Origin of the sequence: Alcanivorax limicola, from assembly GCF_019931215.1 — a bacterium.
GTDB lineage: Bacteria > Pseudomonadota > Gammaproteobacteria > Pseudomonadales > Alcanivoracaceae > Isoalcanivorax > Isoalcanivorax limicola.
The window spans coordinates 638,638-655,538 of record NZ_JAIOUB010000002.1; the positions used below are offsets into that span (position 1 = coordinate 638,638).

The 16,901-nt window shown below is 62.1% G+C and carries 10 protein-coding genes; 5 read left to right on the top strand and 5 right to left on the bottom strand.

Annotated features, from left to right (window positions below; all coding sequences use genetic code 11):
* Nucleotides 1-42: 42 nt before the first annotated feature.
* The 4 genes from K8B33_RS08890 to yrfG all read right to left on the bottom strand — a co-directional run bounded on the left by K8B33_RS08890 (nucleotide 43) and on the right by yrfG (nucleotide 3,847).
* Nucleotides 43-1,587 (bottom strand): phosphoenolpyruvate carboxykinase, encoded by a 1,545-nt coding sequence (locus K8B33_RS08890; protein WP_223425683.1) that lies wholly within the window; start codon nucleotides 1,585-1,587, stop codon nucleotides 43-45.
* Nucleotides 1,588-1,886: 299 nt separating this feature from the next.
* A complete protein-coding gene (gene hslO / locus K8B33_RS08895) occupies nucleotides 1,887-2,765 on the bottom strand; it encodes an Hsp33 family molecular chaperone HslO (protein WP_223425684.1) in 879 nt (292 codons plus the stop codon).
* Between the two features lie 36 nt (nucleotides 2,766-2,801).
* Entirely contained in the window at nucleotides 2,802-3,185 is a 384-nt protein-coding gene (locus K8B33_RS08900; RefSeq protein WP_223425685.1) for an RNA-binding S4 domain-containing protein, read from the bottom strand.
* A complete protein-coding gene (gene yrfG, locus K8B33_RS08905) occupies nucleotides 3,182-3,847 on the bottom strand; it encodes a GMP/IMP nucleotidase (RefSeq protein WP_223425686.1) in 666 nt (221 codons plus the stop codon). Before yrfG ends, K8B33_RS08900 begins: the two co-directional genes overlap by 4 nt.
* Before the next feature lie 71 nt (nucleotides 3,848-3,918).
* Here yrfG and nudE point away from each other — a divergent pair, with 71 nt between their 5' ends.
* Together nudE and cysQ are read left to right on the top strand one after the other, a co-directional pair.
* Nucleotides 3,919-4,482, top strand: coding sequence for an ADP compounds hydrolase NudE (gene nudE, locus K8B33_RS08910; RefSeq protein WP_223425687.1), 564 nt, complete (start codon nucleotides 3,919-3,921; stop codon nucleotides 4,480-4,482).
* On the top strand, nucleotides 4,479-5,306 hold the full coding sequence (cysQ, locus tag K8B33_RS08915; protein WP_223425688.1) for a 3'(2'),5'-bisphosphate nucleotidase CysQ: 828 nt from the start codon (nucleotides 4,479-4,481) through the stop codon (nucleotides 5,304-5,306). Before nudE ends, cysQ begins: the two co-directional genes overlap by 4 nt.
* A 23-nt stretch (nucleotides 5,307-5,329) precedes the next feature.
* On the opposite strand, the gene K8B33_RS08920 is transcribed toward cysQ, so the two are convergent.
* The gene (locus tag K8B33_RS08920) at nucleotides 5,330-5,623 is read right to left on the bottom strand and encodes a hypothetical protein (RefSeq protein ID WP_223425690.1); all 294 of its coding nucleotides are present in this window, start codon (nucleotides 5,621-5,623) and stop codon (nucleotides 5,330-5,332) included.
* Between the two features lie 343 nt (nucleotides 5,624-5,966).
* On the opposite strand from K8B33_RS08920, the gene K8B33_RS08925 reads away from it, so the two are divergent.
* The 3 genes from K8B33_RS08925 to K8B33_RS08935 all read left to right on the top strand — a co-directional run bounded on the left by K8B33_RS08925 (nucleotide 5,967) and on the right by K8B33_RS08935 (nucleotide 16,875).
* Nucleotides 5,967-6,518, top strand: a complete 552-nt coding sequence (locus K8B33_RS08925) for an ATP-dependent zinc protease family protein (RefSeq protein WP_223425692.1) — start codon at nucleotides 5,967-5,969, stop codon at nucleotides 6,516-6,518.
* A gap of 432 nt (nucleotides 6,519-6,950) precedes the next feature.
* Nucleotides 6,951-10,961: a PKD domain-containing protein gene (locus K8B33_RS08930; RefSeq protein WP_223425694.1), complete on the top strand. Its 4,011-nt coding sequence runs from the start codon at nucleotides 6,951-6,953 to the stop codon at nucleotides 10,959-10,961.
* 31 nt (nucleotides 10,962-10,992) lie between these two features.
* A complete protein-coding gene (locus tag K8B33_RS08935; protein WP_223425696.1) occupies nucleotides 10,993-16,875 on the top strand; it encodes a PKD domain-containing protein in 5,883 nt (1,960 codons plus the stop codon).
* Nucleotides 16,876-16,901: the final 26 nt, after the last annotated feature.

The following is a 16,901-nucleotide window of genomic DNA, read 5'->3' on the forward strand; positions in this document are numbered from 1 at the left end:
GCGGGTTTTTTGTGCTGTGTCGTCCCGCTGGGAGCAGGTCGATCAGACTCCCGGACCGGCCTTGCGGATATCCTCAGAGACATCCGCGTACTTCTCGGCGAAGTTCTGATTAAACTGCTCGGCCAGATCTCGTGCCCGGGCCTCGTAGTTCTCCGGATTCTTCCAGGTGTTTTTCGGCACCAGCAGGTTGCTGTCCACGCCGGGCACCACTTTCGGGACGTCCAGGTTGATGATGTCCAGATGCTGGGTTTCTGCGTTGTCCAGTGCGCCGGAGAGAATCGCGTTGACGACGCCACGGGTGGTCGGGATGCTGAAACGATCCCCTTCACCGTAAGGGCCGCCGGTCCAGCCGGTGTTGACCAGATAGACCTGAGAATCAAACTCATCTACGCGCTTCATCAGCAGCTCGGCATATTCACCGGCCCGGCGCGGGAAGAACGGCGCGCCGAAGCAGGTGGAGAAGGTGCTCTTGATGCCAGAGCCTGCGCCCATCTCGGTGGAGCCTACCAGCGCGGTGTAGCCGCTGAGGAAGTGATAGGCGGCCGCTTCACGGGACAGTTTGGACACCGGCGGCAGCACGCCCGTCAGGTCGCACGTCAGGAAGATGATGTGTTTCGGTTCGCCGGCCTGGTTTTCGATGACGCGCTTGTCGACGTTCTCCAGCGGGTAAGCCGCTCGGGTGTTCTGGGTCAGGGACACGTCGGTGTAATCCGGAACGCGGGTTTCCGCATCCATTACCACGTTTTCCAGTACGGCACCGAACTTGATCGCATCCCAGATTACCGGCTCGTTCTTCTGCGACAGATCGATGCACTTGGCGTAGCAGCCGCCTTCAATATTGAAGACAACGCCTTTGCCCCAACCGTGCTCGTCATCGCCGATCAGGAAGCGATCCGGGTCCGCAGACAGGGTGGTCTTGCCGGTGCCGGACAGGCCGAAGAACAGGGCAACGCCGCCGTCTTCACCCACGTTGGCAGAGCAGTGCATCGGCAGCACGTCTTTTTCCGGCAGCAGGAAGTTCTGCACGGCAAACATGGCCTTCTTCATTTCGCCAGCGTAACGCATGCCGGCAATCAGCACCCGGCGCTGGGCGAACTGGAAAATGACGCAGCCGTCGGAGTTGGTGCCGTCACGTGCCGGGTCGCACTGGAAGTTGGCGGCGTGCAGGATTTCCCACTCGCCCTTGTTGCCCGGGTTGTACTGCTGCGGACGAATGAACAGCGTGTTGGCAAACAGATTGTGCCAGGCCGTCTGCGCGGTCACTTTGACGGGGATGTAGTGATCAGACGCGGCACCGACATGCAGGTGCGACACGAATTGATCTTCGCCGGCTGCGAACGCGGCAACGCGCTCCCAGAGGGCATCGAATTTGTCGGCATCGAAGGGGCGGTTAACCGGGCCCCAGTGGATCTTGGCGCTGGTGCTGGGCTCATCAACGATGAAGCGGTCCATCGGGGAGCGGCCAGTGCGGTGGCCGGTTTCACAGACCAGGGCGCCGTTGGCGGCCAGGCGGCCTTCATTACGCTGAATGGCCAGCTCGACGAGCTGCGCCGGGCTCAGGTCGTTGTAAACAGTTGCTTGGGTCATGACTCTTCCTGGGCTTGTAGTCCTGGCTTTTGGCCGTAAACAGAACATCCGGGCATATCACAGGGCCCAGGTATTCTTTCGCATCGCGGGTGACGGTGCCGGTCCCGGGCGACAGGCGTGAAGTGGTGCATGAACGCCTGCCGCCAGACCTGTCGGGTCCGTACATACTCCGTAGATACATAGAGCGCCGACAGGCGCGCGATTATGACAGAAAAGGATAGGGGGTGCCATGCGCCGGGCGGTGGACTGTTGCCGCCAGGCGCTATAGCTGCTGGCTATGGGGGGCTCCCCGAGTGGCGCTAGCTGGCGCTCTGGTGGGCCAACTCGGCCAGGTCCACGGCATCGAACAGCTCTTCACTGCCGCAGAAATCGCAGGTGACCCGGGCTTCGCCCTGCTCGCTGAGCAGCGCCTGGAGCTCTTCGCTCCCCAGTGACAGCAAGGTGCCGCGCACCTTCTCGCGTGAGCAGGTGCAGCCGAAACGCACGGTATCTGCCGGGGACAGAATGGGCGGCGCCTCGTGGAACAGGCGATGCAGCACGGTTTCCACCGGCAGGGTCAGCAGCTCTTCCATGGTCAGGGTGCCGGCCAGGGCGGTCACGGTCTCCCAGACGCGGGCATTGTGTTCGGCGGAGCCTGCGTGCTCCGGCAGCACCTGAATCAGCAGGCCTGCGGCATGCCCGTTGCCGGCGGCGAGCCAGAGCCGCGTAGGCAACTGCTCCGACTGCGAGAAGTAGCCCTCCAGGCACCCGGCCAGGGTGTCGGATTCCATCGGCACCAGGCCCTGATACTGATTGCCGCGCTCCGGCACGATGGTGATGGCCATGATGCCGTCGCCGAGCAGCGCCGGTAGCTGCGCCGTCATAGGCTGCTGCTCTGAATCCCCGGCGGTGAGACGCGTGCGGGCCAGGCCCCGGATCTGGCTGTCGTGGGTGCACTCGGCCAGCAGCAGGGTCAGGTCGCCCTGGCCCTGAGCTTGCAGGCTCAGGCGCCCTTCGAACTTGAGGGTGCCGCTGAGCAGTGTGGCGGCGGCCATGGCTTCGCCGAGCAGCGCTTCGATCACCAGCGGGTAGCTGCGGGCCTGCAGTGCCTGGGCCACACTGGTGTCGAGGCGCACTATCTCGCCACGAATGTCGCTGTCAGGAAACAGGAAGCGCTGACGCAGATCGGTTGTGCTCATGGAAACCTCGGTGTCGGGGTAATGCGCTCATCAGGGCTATTGGCGGTCGCGGAAGCGCTGCAGATCACGACGTTCTTTCTTGCTGGGCCGGTGATCCGGGGCGACCTGGGTGCTGCGCTCGGCACTGCGTACTGCTGCTGCGGCCTCGCGGGCGGCAATACTGGCGTCGGTTTCCTGGTAAAGCAAGGCGGCAGCCGTGGCATTGCCCCGTTTTTCCGCGATACCGGTGACCGTCACGATGCGCACATCCAGGCCGATACGGACTTCCACTGTCATGCCGCACTTGACCAGCTTGCTCGGCTTGGCGCGCTGGCCTTCGATCTGCACCTTGCCGCCCTCCACGGCCTGTTGCGCCAGGCTGCGGGTCTTGAAGAAGCGGGCCGCCCAGAGCCATTTGTCGATCCGCACCGCCTCGCTCATGAGGCGCGCGCCGGCATGACCTGGGCGAAATCACCGATGGCCGGGAAGGGGTCGGTGTGGGGTCTGGCGTCGGTGCTGGAATCCGGGTGCAGGATGCTCCACAGATGGCCGATGCCGTACTGCTGCGCAGAGGCCAGCACCGGCAGCGAGTCATCCACCAGCAGCGCGCGCGGCGCATCGAAAGGGTGATGCTCGCGCAGGGTCTGCCAGAAGGCCTGTTCCTCCTTGGCGGCGCGATACTGATGGCTGGAGACCAGCGCGTCGAAGTAACGATCTATACCGGTGCGCTCCACCTTCAATGCCAGGGCGTCCGGGTGAGCATTGGTAACCATGATCACCTTGCGGCCGCTGGCGCGCAGGGACGCCAGAAAGTCCTCGGCGCCGTGCCGGTAACCGATGCGCTGGGCAACCCGGCGCTTGAGTGTGGCGATATCCAGGCCCAGTTCATCGGACCAGAAATCCAGGCAATACCAGTTCAGTGTGCCCTGGTGCCGTCCGATCCAGTCAGTCAACCGGGCGGTGGCCTCGCTATCAGTGAGCTGCTTTTGCAGGGCATACTGTTGCGGCACATAGATCTGCCAGAAATAGTTGTCGAAGGCGAGATCCAGCAGGGTGCCATCCATATCCAGTAATACTGTGTCGATGTCTTGCCACTTGATCATGGATCTACCGCGTTGCCTTGTCTTGTGAAAGTGTTTGGTGAAAGTGTCTGGTGAAAGTGCAGGAGCACAGTATGCAACAGAAACCGGAAATTCTCGAAACCCGCCTGGTGGCTAAAAGCCGGCTGTTCGGGATTGAAGAAATGAAGCTGCGCTTCAGCAACGGCGAGGAGCGGACCTATGAGCGCCTGCGCACGCCCCCCATTGCAGCGGTCATGATGGTGCCGATGCTGGATGACGATACGGTGGTGCTGATCCGTGAATACGGCGCCGGTATGGAGTCGTATCAGTTGACCCTGCCCAAAGGCGCGCTGGATGACGGCGAAGACTGGCACGATGCGGCGCACCGGGAGCTGCAGGAAGAGGCCGGGTATGGCGCCCGGCGACTGACGGAGCTCAAGCGCATGAGTCTCTCGCCGGGCTACATGGGCCACCGGATTCACGCCGTGCTGGCGGAGGAGCTGTATCCCTCCAGCCTGCCGGGGGATGAGCCCGAGCCATTGCAAGTGCTGACCTGGCGCCTGTCCGAGCTGGATGCGCTGCTGGCGCGGGACGATATGACGGAGGCCCGTGTGATTGCCGCCCTTTATATGGTGCGGGACATCATGGCCCGGCGCCGGGCAGGTGAGGCGCCATGAGCCTGCTGCGGGACAGGATGGCCCTGCTCGAGGCGGTGGTGACACTGGCGGGGCAGGCCGGTGAGGCAATACGGACCATTTATGAGCGCGGCGACATCAGTGTCACACGCAAGGCCGATGACTCGCCGCTCACAGAAGCGGACATGGCCGCCCACCACCTTATTGACGCCGGGCTCAAGGCGTTGACGCCAGAGGTGCCGGTGCTGTCGGAGGAATCCGCAGCGGTGGACATCGCCGAGCGGTTGAGCTGGCCGCTGTTCTGGCTGGTGGACCCGTTGGACGGCACGCAGGAATTTATCCGTCGCAACGGGGAGTTCACGGTCAATATTGCCTTGATCGAGGACGGGGTGCCTGTGATGGGGGTGGTGCAGGTGCCTGTCACCGGGGAAGTATTTCTGGGTTTGAATACCGATAAGGTGACGGGAGCCTGGCATCAATCCGGGCATGTGCGTGACGCCATACGCGCCCGCTCCCCGGCGAGTCCGGTGACACTGGTTGCCAGTCGGCGCCACGGTGCGGGCGCCGTGGCGGCGCTGGAAGACGCGATTGAAGCGCGTATGGGGCCGGTGGCGCGCACCAGCATGGGCTCGTCGCTCAAGTTGTGCCGGATCGCCCAGGGCCGGGCTGATATCTACCCGCGTCTGGCGCCAACGGCAGAGTGGGATACCGCTGCGGCCCATGCCATCGTCAAGGCGGCAGGGGGTGAGGTGCTGGGGCCGGATTTCCTGCCGCTGCGCTACCAGAAAGAGGACCTGTTGAATCCGCACTTTCTGGTGACGGGATCAGAGCCTGAGCGATGGCGGTTTCTCAAGCCGTTATTGTGACCGGCCGCCAGGCATGTGTCCCTTCAGCGCTGGCTGAGGCCCTGCCGCAACAGGTCTTCCAGCTCCGCGCTCATCCAGTGCACCTGATCGACGGCGTGCAGGCTCAAGATGGCGATCAGGCAGATGCTGATGGTTGGAATCATGACATGGCTGACCAGCAGCGCGGAGAGTAACCCCTGCCGGAGGCGGCTTGCGGCCAGGCACAGCATCAGCAGCGCTGCCACGGCCGCACCTGCCAGCATGTACACGCCGCTATCGCCGGATGCCGCCAGAAAGTCCAATGGGAAAGAAAGGCCGGTAAACGTATTGTCCAGCATGCGTCATGCTCCCACCGCATGATGCATCTCTGCGCACCACGGGTGATGTTTTTTCTTGTGCGGCATCTGTCTCGATGCCTTTGGCGGTGCCCCCTCGTGCACCACCCCCCACACGCATTCTGGCTGGTGCAGTGAGGCGGTGACGTGACTTGTGTCCCGAATTTCCCGATTGGCGTGATTTGCCGATCAGAAACGGAGTGTGCGGATCTGGCACTCTGGTGCTTCGAAGGGCCGGGTGAGCCGCGCGATTCATACTGTTTTTCATTTCTCCTGGCATGCCGTTGCGGAACTTTCATGCCTGCTCGCAGACAGTTATAGCTGACGATGCGAAGGTGGAGGTGAAATGAAAAATTTCTTTTTCGGGCATGCTTCTCATGGAGAGCAATCGATTTTTCTCAGGACGTTTACTGCCGCACTTCTTTTGTTCGTGGCTTCCTTCCCGATGGCCGTGTCTGCGGCAGTGCCGGACAAGGATGTCAGCGAAAAGGCCGTCTTCGGACACATTGAAAAAGCCAGCATCAATGGCGACGACCGATATTTTTCTGCCCGCCTGGACACCGGCGCGCAACGCAGTTCAATGCATGCCAGAGACATCGAGAAATTCGAGCGTGACGGTAAAGAGTGGGTGCGTTTCGTGTTTGATGACCACGATGGCGGCGCCCATGAGATCGAGCGCCCGTTGATCGAGCAGACCGATGTTCGGCAGGCGGGTGGGGTGACAACGCGCTATGTCGTCAGTCTGCCGTTGTGTATCGGCGAGCGACAACAGGACACGGAATTCACGCTGGCAGACCGCAGTGCCATGACCTACCCGATGCTGGTGGGCCGCAACTTTCTTTCTCGCCACGTGCTGGTGAGTTCTGCGCATCGCTACACGGCTGATCCGACCTGTTGATTTGCGCAGTCTGCGTGCCGGCTAAAAAAATACAACGATCTGTAGCAATGTGTCCCGGATATGTCATTTGCGTGTCCTTTTGCAATGCTGTGACAGAATTCTGTTCTTCTCGCTGTGTTTCTGGCCCCGCCTCTGATGGCTGCTCGAGCCCGGGGCGCGGCAAGAATATGCTCTCAAGGTGGCACCAACGTACTGATAATTAAAGTATTGCCTCCCCCTCACCTTCCCTGATCCGTTTGCGCGGGCCAGAGATGTCTGATCCGGACCTGCCTGTCCGCCCCGAGTGAACGTTGTAACAGTCTGTTCTTCGGGGAGTTATGGCGAAAAGATGGCAGATTGCCAGCAGTGTGTCTCCGGCTATACGTTGTTGCATCAAGACCAACAACAAGCACGCTCCGGATGAGGGCGTAGCGCTACATCGGGAGACCCGCCATGCCCCTCCATGGCTACCAGCGCCACTGTTCCGGTCGGCGTCATGGCGTGATGCCCTGCCTGGCGCTTTTTCTCGTCACGCTTCTCAGCGCCTGCGGCGGTTCGGAGAGCGCCAGCGCGCCACGGGGAGCACTGGCGCCGATTGCTGACGCAGGGCCGGATCAACAGGTCCGCACCGGTGATGCCGTGCGTCTGGACGGGCGCAACAGCCGCGCCTTGCCTGGCCGTGCGCTGGTGTCCTTTTCCTGGATGCAGACGGCAGGGCCTTCTGTGTTGCTGGACGATGCAGAAACAGCGCGTCCTGTTTTTACAGCGCCGGTGGTCGCGGCGGAAACAGCGCTGACGTTCCGTCTTGTTGTGACGGACGACCGGGGTGACGACGCAGCGGCCACGGTCACAATCACGGTATTTCCCCAGGCGCCACCCCAGGCAGATGCCGGTGCCGACCGGATCGCCGTACCAGGCGATATTGTCGTGCTGGACGGTCGCGGCAGCCGCGCTGCCGATGATTCGGCGTTGACCTTTTCCTGGGCGCAGCAAGCGGGGCCGACGGTGGCATTGGCCGGCGCGGATCAGGCGCAGCCGCAATTTCTTGCGCCCTCCGTGGACGCCCCGGCGACCCTGCGCTTCGGCCTCATCGTGACAGATCAGCGGGGCGCCTGGGACAACGCCGAGGTAAACGTCGAAGTGGTGCCGCCACCGCAATGTGATGACAGCCAGTTCTGCGCCGGCGCGGCGCGTGCCCGTATCACACCCGCGCAACAGCATATCGACGGCGTCGAGGAAGCGCGTTTGCTCGGTGCTGGCCGTTTGCAGCAGTTCAATCTGGGCGGCTTCGGCTTCGACATGACGCAGAACTTTCCCGAGCCGTTCGGTTCCCTGGGTGAATTGCTCACGCAAGCGGCAGGCGCCCGCGTCCACACCAACGCGGCGGGCCGTGAGGAACACACCTGGTTGCGCGCCATGGTGCTCTCCCGGCGCTCGCCCGATGGTCAGGATGAGCAGGTGGTATTTCTGGTCATGGATGCCATCGGTGCCGGTAACGTTATTACCAATAATCTCAAGGCGCGGGTTGCTGATGCCACAGGCATAGCGCCGGACAATATTCTGTTCGGCCAGACGCACTCTCATGCTGGCGCCGACCTGCAAGGCTTGTGGGGCGGTGTGCCGCAGGACTGGATCGACACGGTGCTGTATCCGGCTGCGGTGCAGGCGGTCAGTGATGCACAAAAAACTATGTGCACTGCACAACTGAGTGTCGGGCAGGTCGCTGTGCCGGCATTGAACAGCTATCGCCGTCCGCGCGTGCGCACGGATGCCGAGGCCGATCCCGCCATGACCCTGTTGCAGGCGCGTTGCACCAGTGGCCATGACGCGGGCGCGGTGCGCGGGAGTTTGTTGCAATACAACGCCCACCCGGTAGGTATCAGCGCTGGCCAGGACCCGCGTGTTCCCCATGCGGACTACATTCTCGGTGCTGTGGAATTGCTCGAGCAGGAGCAGGGCGGCGTCGCGCTCTATTTCAATGGCCCCATCGCAGATGCGTCCAGTGCCGGACCAGCGCCTGGCGATGATGCTTACGAGCGTGTCAGGTCCCGCGGTGAAAATATTGCCCGCCAGGCAATGATGGCGCCCATGCGCGAGCTGGCGCCAACACTCACCGTGCGTCACGAAAGCGCGGCGCTGCCGGTGACCAATCCGCTGTTTATCGGGCTGGGTGCGCTGGGCGCGCTGAATCGCTATTACGACTTTCTGATGTTGCCGCTGGCGGATATCCCGTTCCTGGGAGAGCAGGCCGGCTTTTTGCCGCAGATTACACCGACAGCGAGCACGATTGTCTCCCGCGTGACACTTGGCGGCGCAGAATCGGGCCTGGAAATTGTCACTATTCCCGGTGAAGCCACCAATACGTTTGGTGAGTCCATTCGCGCGCTGGCACAGCCGGGCGCCGACGTGATGTTCCTCGGCCTGACGCAGCAATCGTTCGGCTACATCATTCCGGAGAACGAATTCAGTTATGTCGACCCGGAAGGCGGCACGGGCCTGTTACTGCCGTTCACCAATTACGAAGAGTATGTATCGCTCGGGCCGTTAACGGCCCCCATGTTGCGTCTGCAGGGCTATAACCCGCTGTTCGATGTCGGTCCCCTGTCTGTCGAGGGATTGCCGCCCAATCTGCTGGCCTGCCATGAATCGCTGGCCAGTGAAGATTGCGTACTGGCGGATGTCGGTCGGCAGTTGGGTTTTATCCAGAGCGGCCTGAAAACGGCGTGTGAGGATAATGGATTGCCGCAGGAATTCTGCAATCTGCTTGATCCCCTGAGTCTGCTGCCGGGCGGCGAAGCGGCATCAATGGCGGGCCCGGGCCTGAGCGATGTGTGCCACGCATACAGTGTGCCGGGCAGTGATCCGCTCTGCGATTTGCTCTCGGATGCCCAGGCCGGTCTGCAACAGAGCTGTGGCCTGCTCGGCGGCGGGCTGCTGTGTTCGCTCACCAGCGGCAACCTGCATACATTGGTAAAAACCTGCTACGCCGGTTTGCCGGATGCCTTTGTCGAAAACAGCCCTCTGCCGATGTGCAAGGCCGTGGACACTTTTGTGCAGGGCGCAGCGTCTTTCTGCCGCCAGGCTTTCTCCGCGCCTGACGCTATGCTCCCCGAGGATGCGTTGCGCAATGAAGTCTGCAGTCTGATCAGCGGCGTGCATATCAACGAGCGTCAGATTGCCGGGTTCGAAGAGAGCTGGGCGGCGCGCGCCATCGCTTTGCAGAATAACCTGGGCTTGTCGCTGCCGTGGGTGCACACCCAGATACTGGCGACACATAACTCCTTCAATGCCACCGATGAAAACACGCCGCCGACCCTCTCCGGCCTGGACGCCAACCAGTTCTATGGTGTGGTGGATCAGTTGCGCATGGGCGTGCGCGGCCTGGAACTGGATGTGCACTGGATGCCGAGTGTTCGTGGAAGCGAGGGTCTTGTCGGCCTGATCAGCAACCTGATTGGCGGCCTGACCGGGGGCGGTGTGCCGATTCCGTTTGCGCCGGTGGTTTGCCACGGCAATGTGCAGCACGTCGGATGTACCTACGAGCGTACGCTGCATGAAGAGCTGACATTGCTGCGCGGCTGGCTGGACGCCAATCCGGATGAAGTCATCATCATCGATCTGGAGGCCAATCTCGACGAACCGCTGGATGACACCAGTGTGTCCTTTGATCGCACCGCCGATGATTTTATTGCTGTGCTGGGTGACCTGATATATCGCCCCGGTGATCACGGTGCGACCTGCGAGGATGAGGCCGCCATGACGTCGCCGACCTCCTGGTTGAACGTCAGTCGTCAACAAATACGTGAGGCGGGTGCGCAGGTGATGATCTACACCGGCACATGCAGCGACGGCGTCAGTGAGCGCTGGGCCTCGCTGTTTCACCGCAAGCGCGGCAGCAACCATGTGCAGTCGGCACGCCTGAGTTTCGAAGGTTATCACTATCCCCAGTGTGATTTTGATCGCGCCACCCACAACACGCGCTGGACCCGCTTTTATGAGGACGGAACCCTGGTGGGTGCTTTTACCGGCAGTCCGGGTTTGCGCGTGGTCGATGCCATGCCGGAAATGTTGCGTTGCGGCGTCAACATGCCGTCCCCGGATTTTCTCGTGCCGGAACAGGTGGTGGCTTTCATCTGGAGCTGGGCATCACAGCAACCCGCTGAAACGCCGGGCCATGACTGCGCCTTCCAGAACAACCAGGGGCGTTTTGAGGCGGATCACTGTAGCACCCAGCGGCCTTACGCCTGCGTTGCCGAAGATGATCCCGCCCATTGGCATATTGCCGGCCCGGCCGGAGGCTGGGGCCAGGCTGAATGTCCGGCTGGCTTCCGTTTTGCTGTACCAGAGAACGCCTATTTCAACGAACGGCTGCGCGAGGCACGACTTGCTGCGGGCAACCCTGATCAGGTCTGGCTGAATTATCGTCGCAGCGAAGAAGACGCTGCGCGTTGGCGAACCGAATAGTGAAAAACCAAAAAAGAAAAAGGAGATACCCATGTCAGTAGTGGCTTCCACAGGCGGACCTGCTGCCCGCGCGTACCATGCTGCCCGTACCATCATGCTGAGCATGATGGTGCTGGCTCTTGCAGCATGCGGTGGCTCGAGTTCTACATCACGTCCTCCGGTTGTTGAACCGCCGGCGCCGGATACTGAAGGGGTCTTCGTCAATGCGCCGGTGGTAAACCTGGGTTATGCCCAGAGCGGTGATGAGACCGTGCGTCGCACATCACTGGCGCCTGCTGGCGGCTACGCCTGCCATGCGGACACGGGCGTACGCTGGCAAATCGGTGAACTGGTGCTGGGCCGTTCTGCGTGTTTGCCTGTGCAGACATTTCCCGTAGATCTGGTGTGTGGTGAGGAAGGTGGTGAGGAAAGTGGTGAGGCAGCAGGCGAGGCAGGCAGTGATCTGTGCGCCATCAATATGTCGCGCTTTCTGCAAGCCCATGCGGCGCAGGAGGCTGACGAAATCCTTATCACAGAGCAGGCCCACGCTGACGCCATGGGCCTGACGATCAACTTCGATCTGCCAGTGGACGCCTTCGACGCACAGTTTGCTGACGGCGGCGCGCAGGCTTACCTGATGGCGCGCCTGAGCGAAAGTGGACGCACGGCACTGCCGGACCCGTTTGATGCCTGTGAAGCGCTGACGCAAAGCATGTTGATGCGCGACCGGCTGGAAGGTATTCCTGACTGCGCGCCGTTTGCGCCGCAGCAGCCACCACGCGCGGACGCAGGGTCGGATCAGACTGCCATGGTGGGTGACACCGTCATACTGGATGGCAGCGCCAGCGATGAAGGCGACGCCGCGTTGGTCACTTTTGCATGGCAGCAAGTCGGCGGAATGCCCGTGGTATTGCAGGATGCAGATCAACCCGTCGCCTCATTTCTTGTGCCGGAAAACCAACCCGGCAATGTGCTGACCTTCACCTTGACGGTCACCGACGACGCCGGATTGAGCAGCGAGGACAGCACCCGCGTTACCGTCGTGGCGGCGCCGAACCAGCCCCCGGTGGCGGCGGCCGGCGAGGATCAGCAGGTGACGGCCGGTGACATGGTGGTGCTCTCCGGTGTTGGCAGCAGTGATGCGGACGGCGATATCGTCGCGGCACAGTGGGAGCAGTTGGCGGGCCCGGCCGTGACGCTCACGGATGCGGATACGTTGACCGCCCGGTTCGAAGCGCCGCTGGTGGCGAATGACACGGTGCTGCGTTTCCGCCTTGTCGTTACCGATGATCAGGGCGCGCAAGGCAGCGACGAAACTCGGGTGACGGTCGCGCCACGCACCGGCGGTGAGGAGCCGCCGCCGGATGAAGGGGGCTTCGAGGGTTTGCCGTCCCTGCTGTTGCCGTTCCAGCGCGAGCAGTGTGATGACACTGTGGCGGGATTTGGTGGCCCGGCTGAGGAAATCTGTGGCGGCCTCTTCGCGATACCCGATGCGGCGCATAATGAATGTGTGCAATTGTCGCGGCCGTTGCTGGGTGAACCGGCGGACCTGTTGTGCAACAGCCTGTTCTCCAGGCCGATACCGCCAGCCGGTGCGATGCAGGCGCCCGCCTCCTGTGCTACCGGCGAGGCGCTGGAAGGCGGGCGCAGCTACCCGGTTTATATTGAATCGGAAAGCCGCGAAACCATCGCCTTTCAGGTACTGGAGCCCATCGGCGGTGTCGATTGCGAGAGCGGGCACGCGCTGGTGTTGCACGGCCATGGCTTCGGCGGTTCCCGTTCGCTTTCGGGCTTCAATGATTACCGGGAAGCGGGCTTTACCGTGATCTCTATTGATTCGCGGGGCTTTGGTGAAAGCAGCGGCACCGTGCGCGTGATGGACCCGGAATTTGAAGGGCGCGACCTGATCCGTATTCTGGATTGGGCAGAAGACAATCTTGATTACCTGATGAAGCGCGACAAGGCAGGGTTGCCGCCGGAGCTGAATCCCAATCTGGTGGTTGGCGCCATGGGCGGCAGTTATGGCGGTGGCTTCCAGATGTTGTTGCACGGTCAGGATCCGCGCCAGCGTCTCGATGCCCTGGTGCCGGATATCACCTGGCATGACCTGCGCTACAGCCTCAACCCGGGCAATGTGATCAAGACCGGCTGGGATCTGTTTCTGGTCCTTGGCGGTGAAGCCGGTTCCCAGCCCAACCGCAATGGCGGGCTGGACCCCATCATTCGTGAAACGCTGGTGCGCGGCCTGGCCACCAATACATTCCCGGATCAGAGCCTCGATTTTTTCTATTACCACAGCCCCGCTTACCGATGTAACGGCGAGCCCATTCCCGAGCGCCCACTGGACCCCAATGGCTTGTTGCTCGGCCTGGTGAATCCGCCAGCCTATGACACGCCCCCGGATAATTATCCGATGGCAGACGTGCTGTTGACCCAGGGCATGCGCGATACGCTGTTCAATTTCAACGAGGCGTGGCACAACTTCGATTGTTTGCGCGAGCGCGGCGGCGACGTACGGTTGCTGACCCACCAGAGCGGCCACATTTTGCCACTGGAAGCCCCGGAGGATATTCAACCGGGCACCTATGTACCGCCGCCACTCGGCAATCTGTTGAACATCCCCGGGTTCCAGAGCGGGGCGGGCGCGTTTGCCTGCGGCGACATTTCTGTCTCCCGTGCAACGCGTGACTGGATGCGCTACAGCTTGCTTGGCGAAGCACTGCCTGCCTATTTTGATGGCACGGAAGACCAGGTGTGTCTGTCGCTGGATGATGGCGCCTCGTTGCTGGTGCCGATGGACGACTTCCCGGCACCGGCCGCTGCTGACGCGCTGTTGGCCGGGCCTTATGTGATAGAGCGTCAGGTCAGCAGCGCGACGCCTGTGCCCTCCGGTTTCACCGCCGTGGCCACGGCCACTGTGGTGCCGGCGGTGATGCCACTGGGTGTGGTGGGGCCGGAAGGTGCTGTGCTGGGAGGCATTCCCACAGCGCAGCTGACCGTGTCAGATCTGTTGGGGCGCGACGCCTGTGAAGTGGCATTGCCGCTGTTGAGTGTCGGCTGTGATCCGGCCGTGTTTATCGGCATTGGTCGGCGTGCGCCGGGTGCGCAACGCTGGCAACTGGTGGATGACCAGATCATGCCGGTGCGGGGCCTCCAGCGTGATGCCGTGGTGCATATGGTCGGCATCGCAGAAGCGTTGCCTGCCGGGGAAGAACTGGCGCTGCTGGTTTACGGGTTCCACCCCCAGTATCCCGCCAGTTGGTCGCGGGATGCGCTGGTGCCGTTTGTGAACATCAGCGGCAGCGTGCAGCTGCCATTACTGCAAGGCCAGCTCAGCAACCCGCTGGCGACGGCGCCGCCCCCGGTCAATCTGGTGCCCGAAATTACCGAGGTTTGCGCGGTGCTCGGGCTGCCGCTGCTGGGGCCGGTGTGCCAGCAAGTGGATAACCTTGTCGATACCTTGCTGGCGCAATGCGACGGCCCACTGGACCCGGCCTGTGGCCTGGCGGATGAGCTGGTAGACACCATCAACGGGTTGCTCACCGGTATCGGACTGACGGGGCCAGCGGATCTGTCACTGCTGGTGACGGGGGCGGATGCCACACTGCGGGGTTGTGATCTGCTGGACCCGGCCCATTGCCTGTACCCGTTCCCCTCGAATCACTTTACGGCGGGTGTGCCCGCGGGCACGCCGGGCGTTGCGACAGGTCGACGAGTGTTTTTCAATCCGCTGGCGATGCCCAGCAATATTGTGGGCAAGCCCATTGATCCCACGGACTGGAATCGCAACGACGGTTTTTCACCGGGGCAGTTGATCACGACCTTCGTGCCGGGGCTGGATATGGCGCAGACCTATCAGGCACCGCTGGATCAACTGGGTATTGCCGATCCGCGCCGGTCCCTGACCGACGAAGCCTTTGCCAACGGCTGGGGCCGCCCGCCGGTGCTGGTGCTGGAAGTGGTGGATGAAGAAAACCTGGTGACTCGGGAGCATCTGGTCTGGGTGGAGCAGGATACGAATGCGGGCCTGTTCCTGCCCACCGGTGAGGTCTTTGGCGACGACATTGATCGTGTCGGCGAAGCCCGTTCGGCGGTGCTGGTGCGGCCTGCGAAAAACTTCATTCCCGGGCGCCGTTACGTCGTCGTTATGCGCGACCTGCGTGATGCCGATGGCGGCACCATCGCGTCATCAATTGGCTTCCAGGTCTGCCGTGACCAACTCGATTCATCACTGCCTGCGGTGCAGGGGCGGTGCGATGCGCTGGAGCAGGATGTTTTCCCGGTGCTGGACGCCGCCGGCATTCATCGTGACAGCAGCCTGTATCTGGCCTGGGACTTTACTGTCGCCAGCACCGAAAACATTACCGGGCGGCTGGTGCACATGCGCGATGACGCCTTCGCCAGCCTGTCGCGCAGTGGCGCAGACGATTGTCTGCGACATGACGACAGCCGCGCCGCTGACTGTGCGCCGCCGACCTTTACGGTGGACACGGTGGATCTGGATGCGGACGACGGCCGCATGGTGAAAATCGACGGCACACTGATGATCCCGAGCTACCTGCTGCCGGCGGATACATCACCGCTGGCGCGCCCGGAAATACGAGGCTTGCTGGGGCTCTTCGATGACGTACCGCTTGCGGCGCTCTTCGATAATGATGCCTATGACATCATCGAATCCGCCAGCCTGTTGCCGCCCAATCGGCTGAACTATTCTGCGTTTGATGCGCTGGTGCCACCGTCGCCGACGACGCTGGATCTGCAGCGCTACGGTGATGCCCTGCCGGATCGTATGCCAGTGGTGGATGAGATATCTGCGCGCTACACCTGCGAGATTCCCCGTGACGCCTACGACGGGCTGGACCAGCCGTCCCGCGCGTCCTTGTACGGGCATGGCCTGCTGCAAGGGCGGGTGGCATTGACCTATGACCACCCCGGTGGCCGCAGTCGTGTTGCCTACAATTACAACACCATGTTCTGTGCCATCGACTGGTTCGGCTTTGCCCAGGGGGATCTGCCGAATATCCTGCTGACACTGCTGGACCTGTCAAACTTCGGCATCATTCCGGATGCGTCTCAGCAAGGCATGCTCAACTGGATGTTCCTGGCGCGCGCCATGTTGCACCCGGACGGCTTTGCGGCACACCCTGCGTTCCGCCAGGGCGGGGATGCGGCGGCTGCGCCGGCGTTTGACCGCAGCGATGTGTTCTATTACGGCAACAGCCAGGGCGGCATCCTGCCCGGCCCGGTCCAGGCCGTATCACCGGACATCAACCGGGGTGTCTACGGTGTGCCGGGTATGAACTATTCATTGTTGCTGCGCCGCAGCAAGGATTTCACGCTCTACTCGATACCGCTGTATCTGGCTTACCCGGATGAACTGGATCGCAATCTGGCGTTTGCGCTGATCCAGATGCTCTGGGATCGTGGCGAGAATTCCGGCTTTGCTGCCTACCTGACGGAACGCGACAAGGCCGTGGACGGCACGCAACCGAATCTGTCTGGCACAGATAATCATGTGTTGCTGCACACCGCCTTTGCCGATCAGGAAGTGACCCACTGGAGCGTCGACATGATGGCGCGCACCATGGGCGCGCCGGTGGATGATCGTGACACGCTGCGCTATCCCGGCCTGAATCCGGATATTGCGCCTTACTATGATATTCCGCGTCTGCAATTCGATGAGCAGGGCCGCGCGTCGGGTTCGGCCAATATCGTCTGGGTACAGCCAGGCGTGCTATCACCGCCACTGGCCAATATCCCGCCAACAGAAGGACCGAATCCGCACGGTTATCCGCGCGGTCATGGCGGCGCCAACTGCCAGATCCATCACTTCCTGCAACGTCATGGCTTCATTGCTGATGTGCTGGACTACAGCGCGCAGCGGGATACCCAGGTGCAACGTTGTCTGAGTGATTTCGGCGTGGCCGCGCCCTGACGGTATCGCTGCAGCTGGTGAAATCC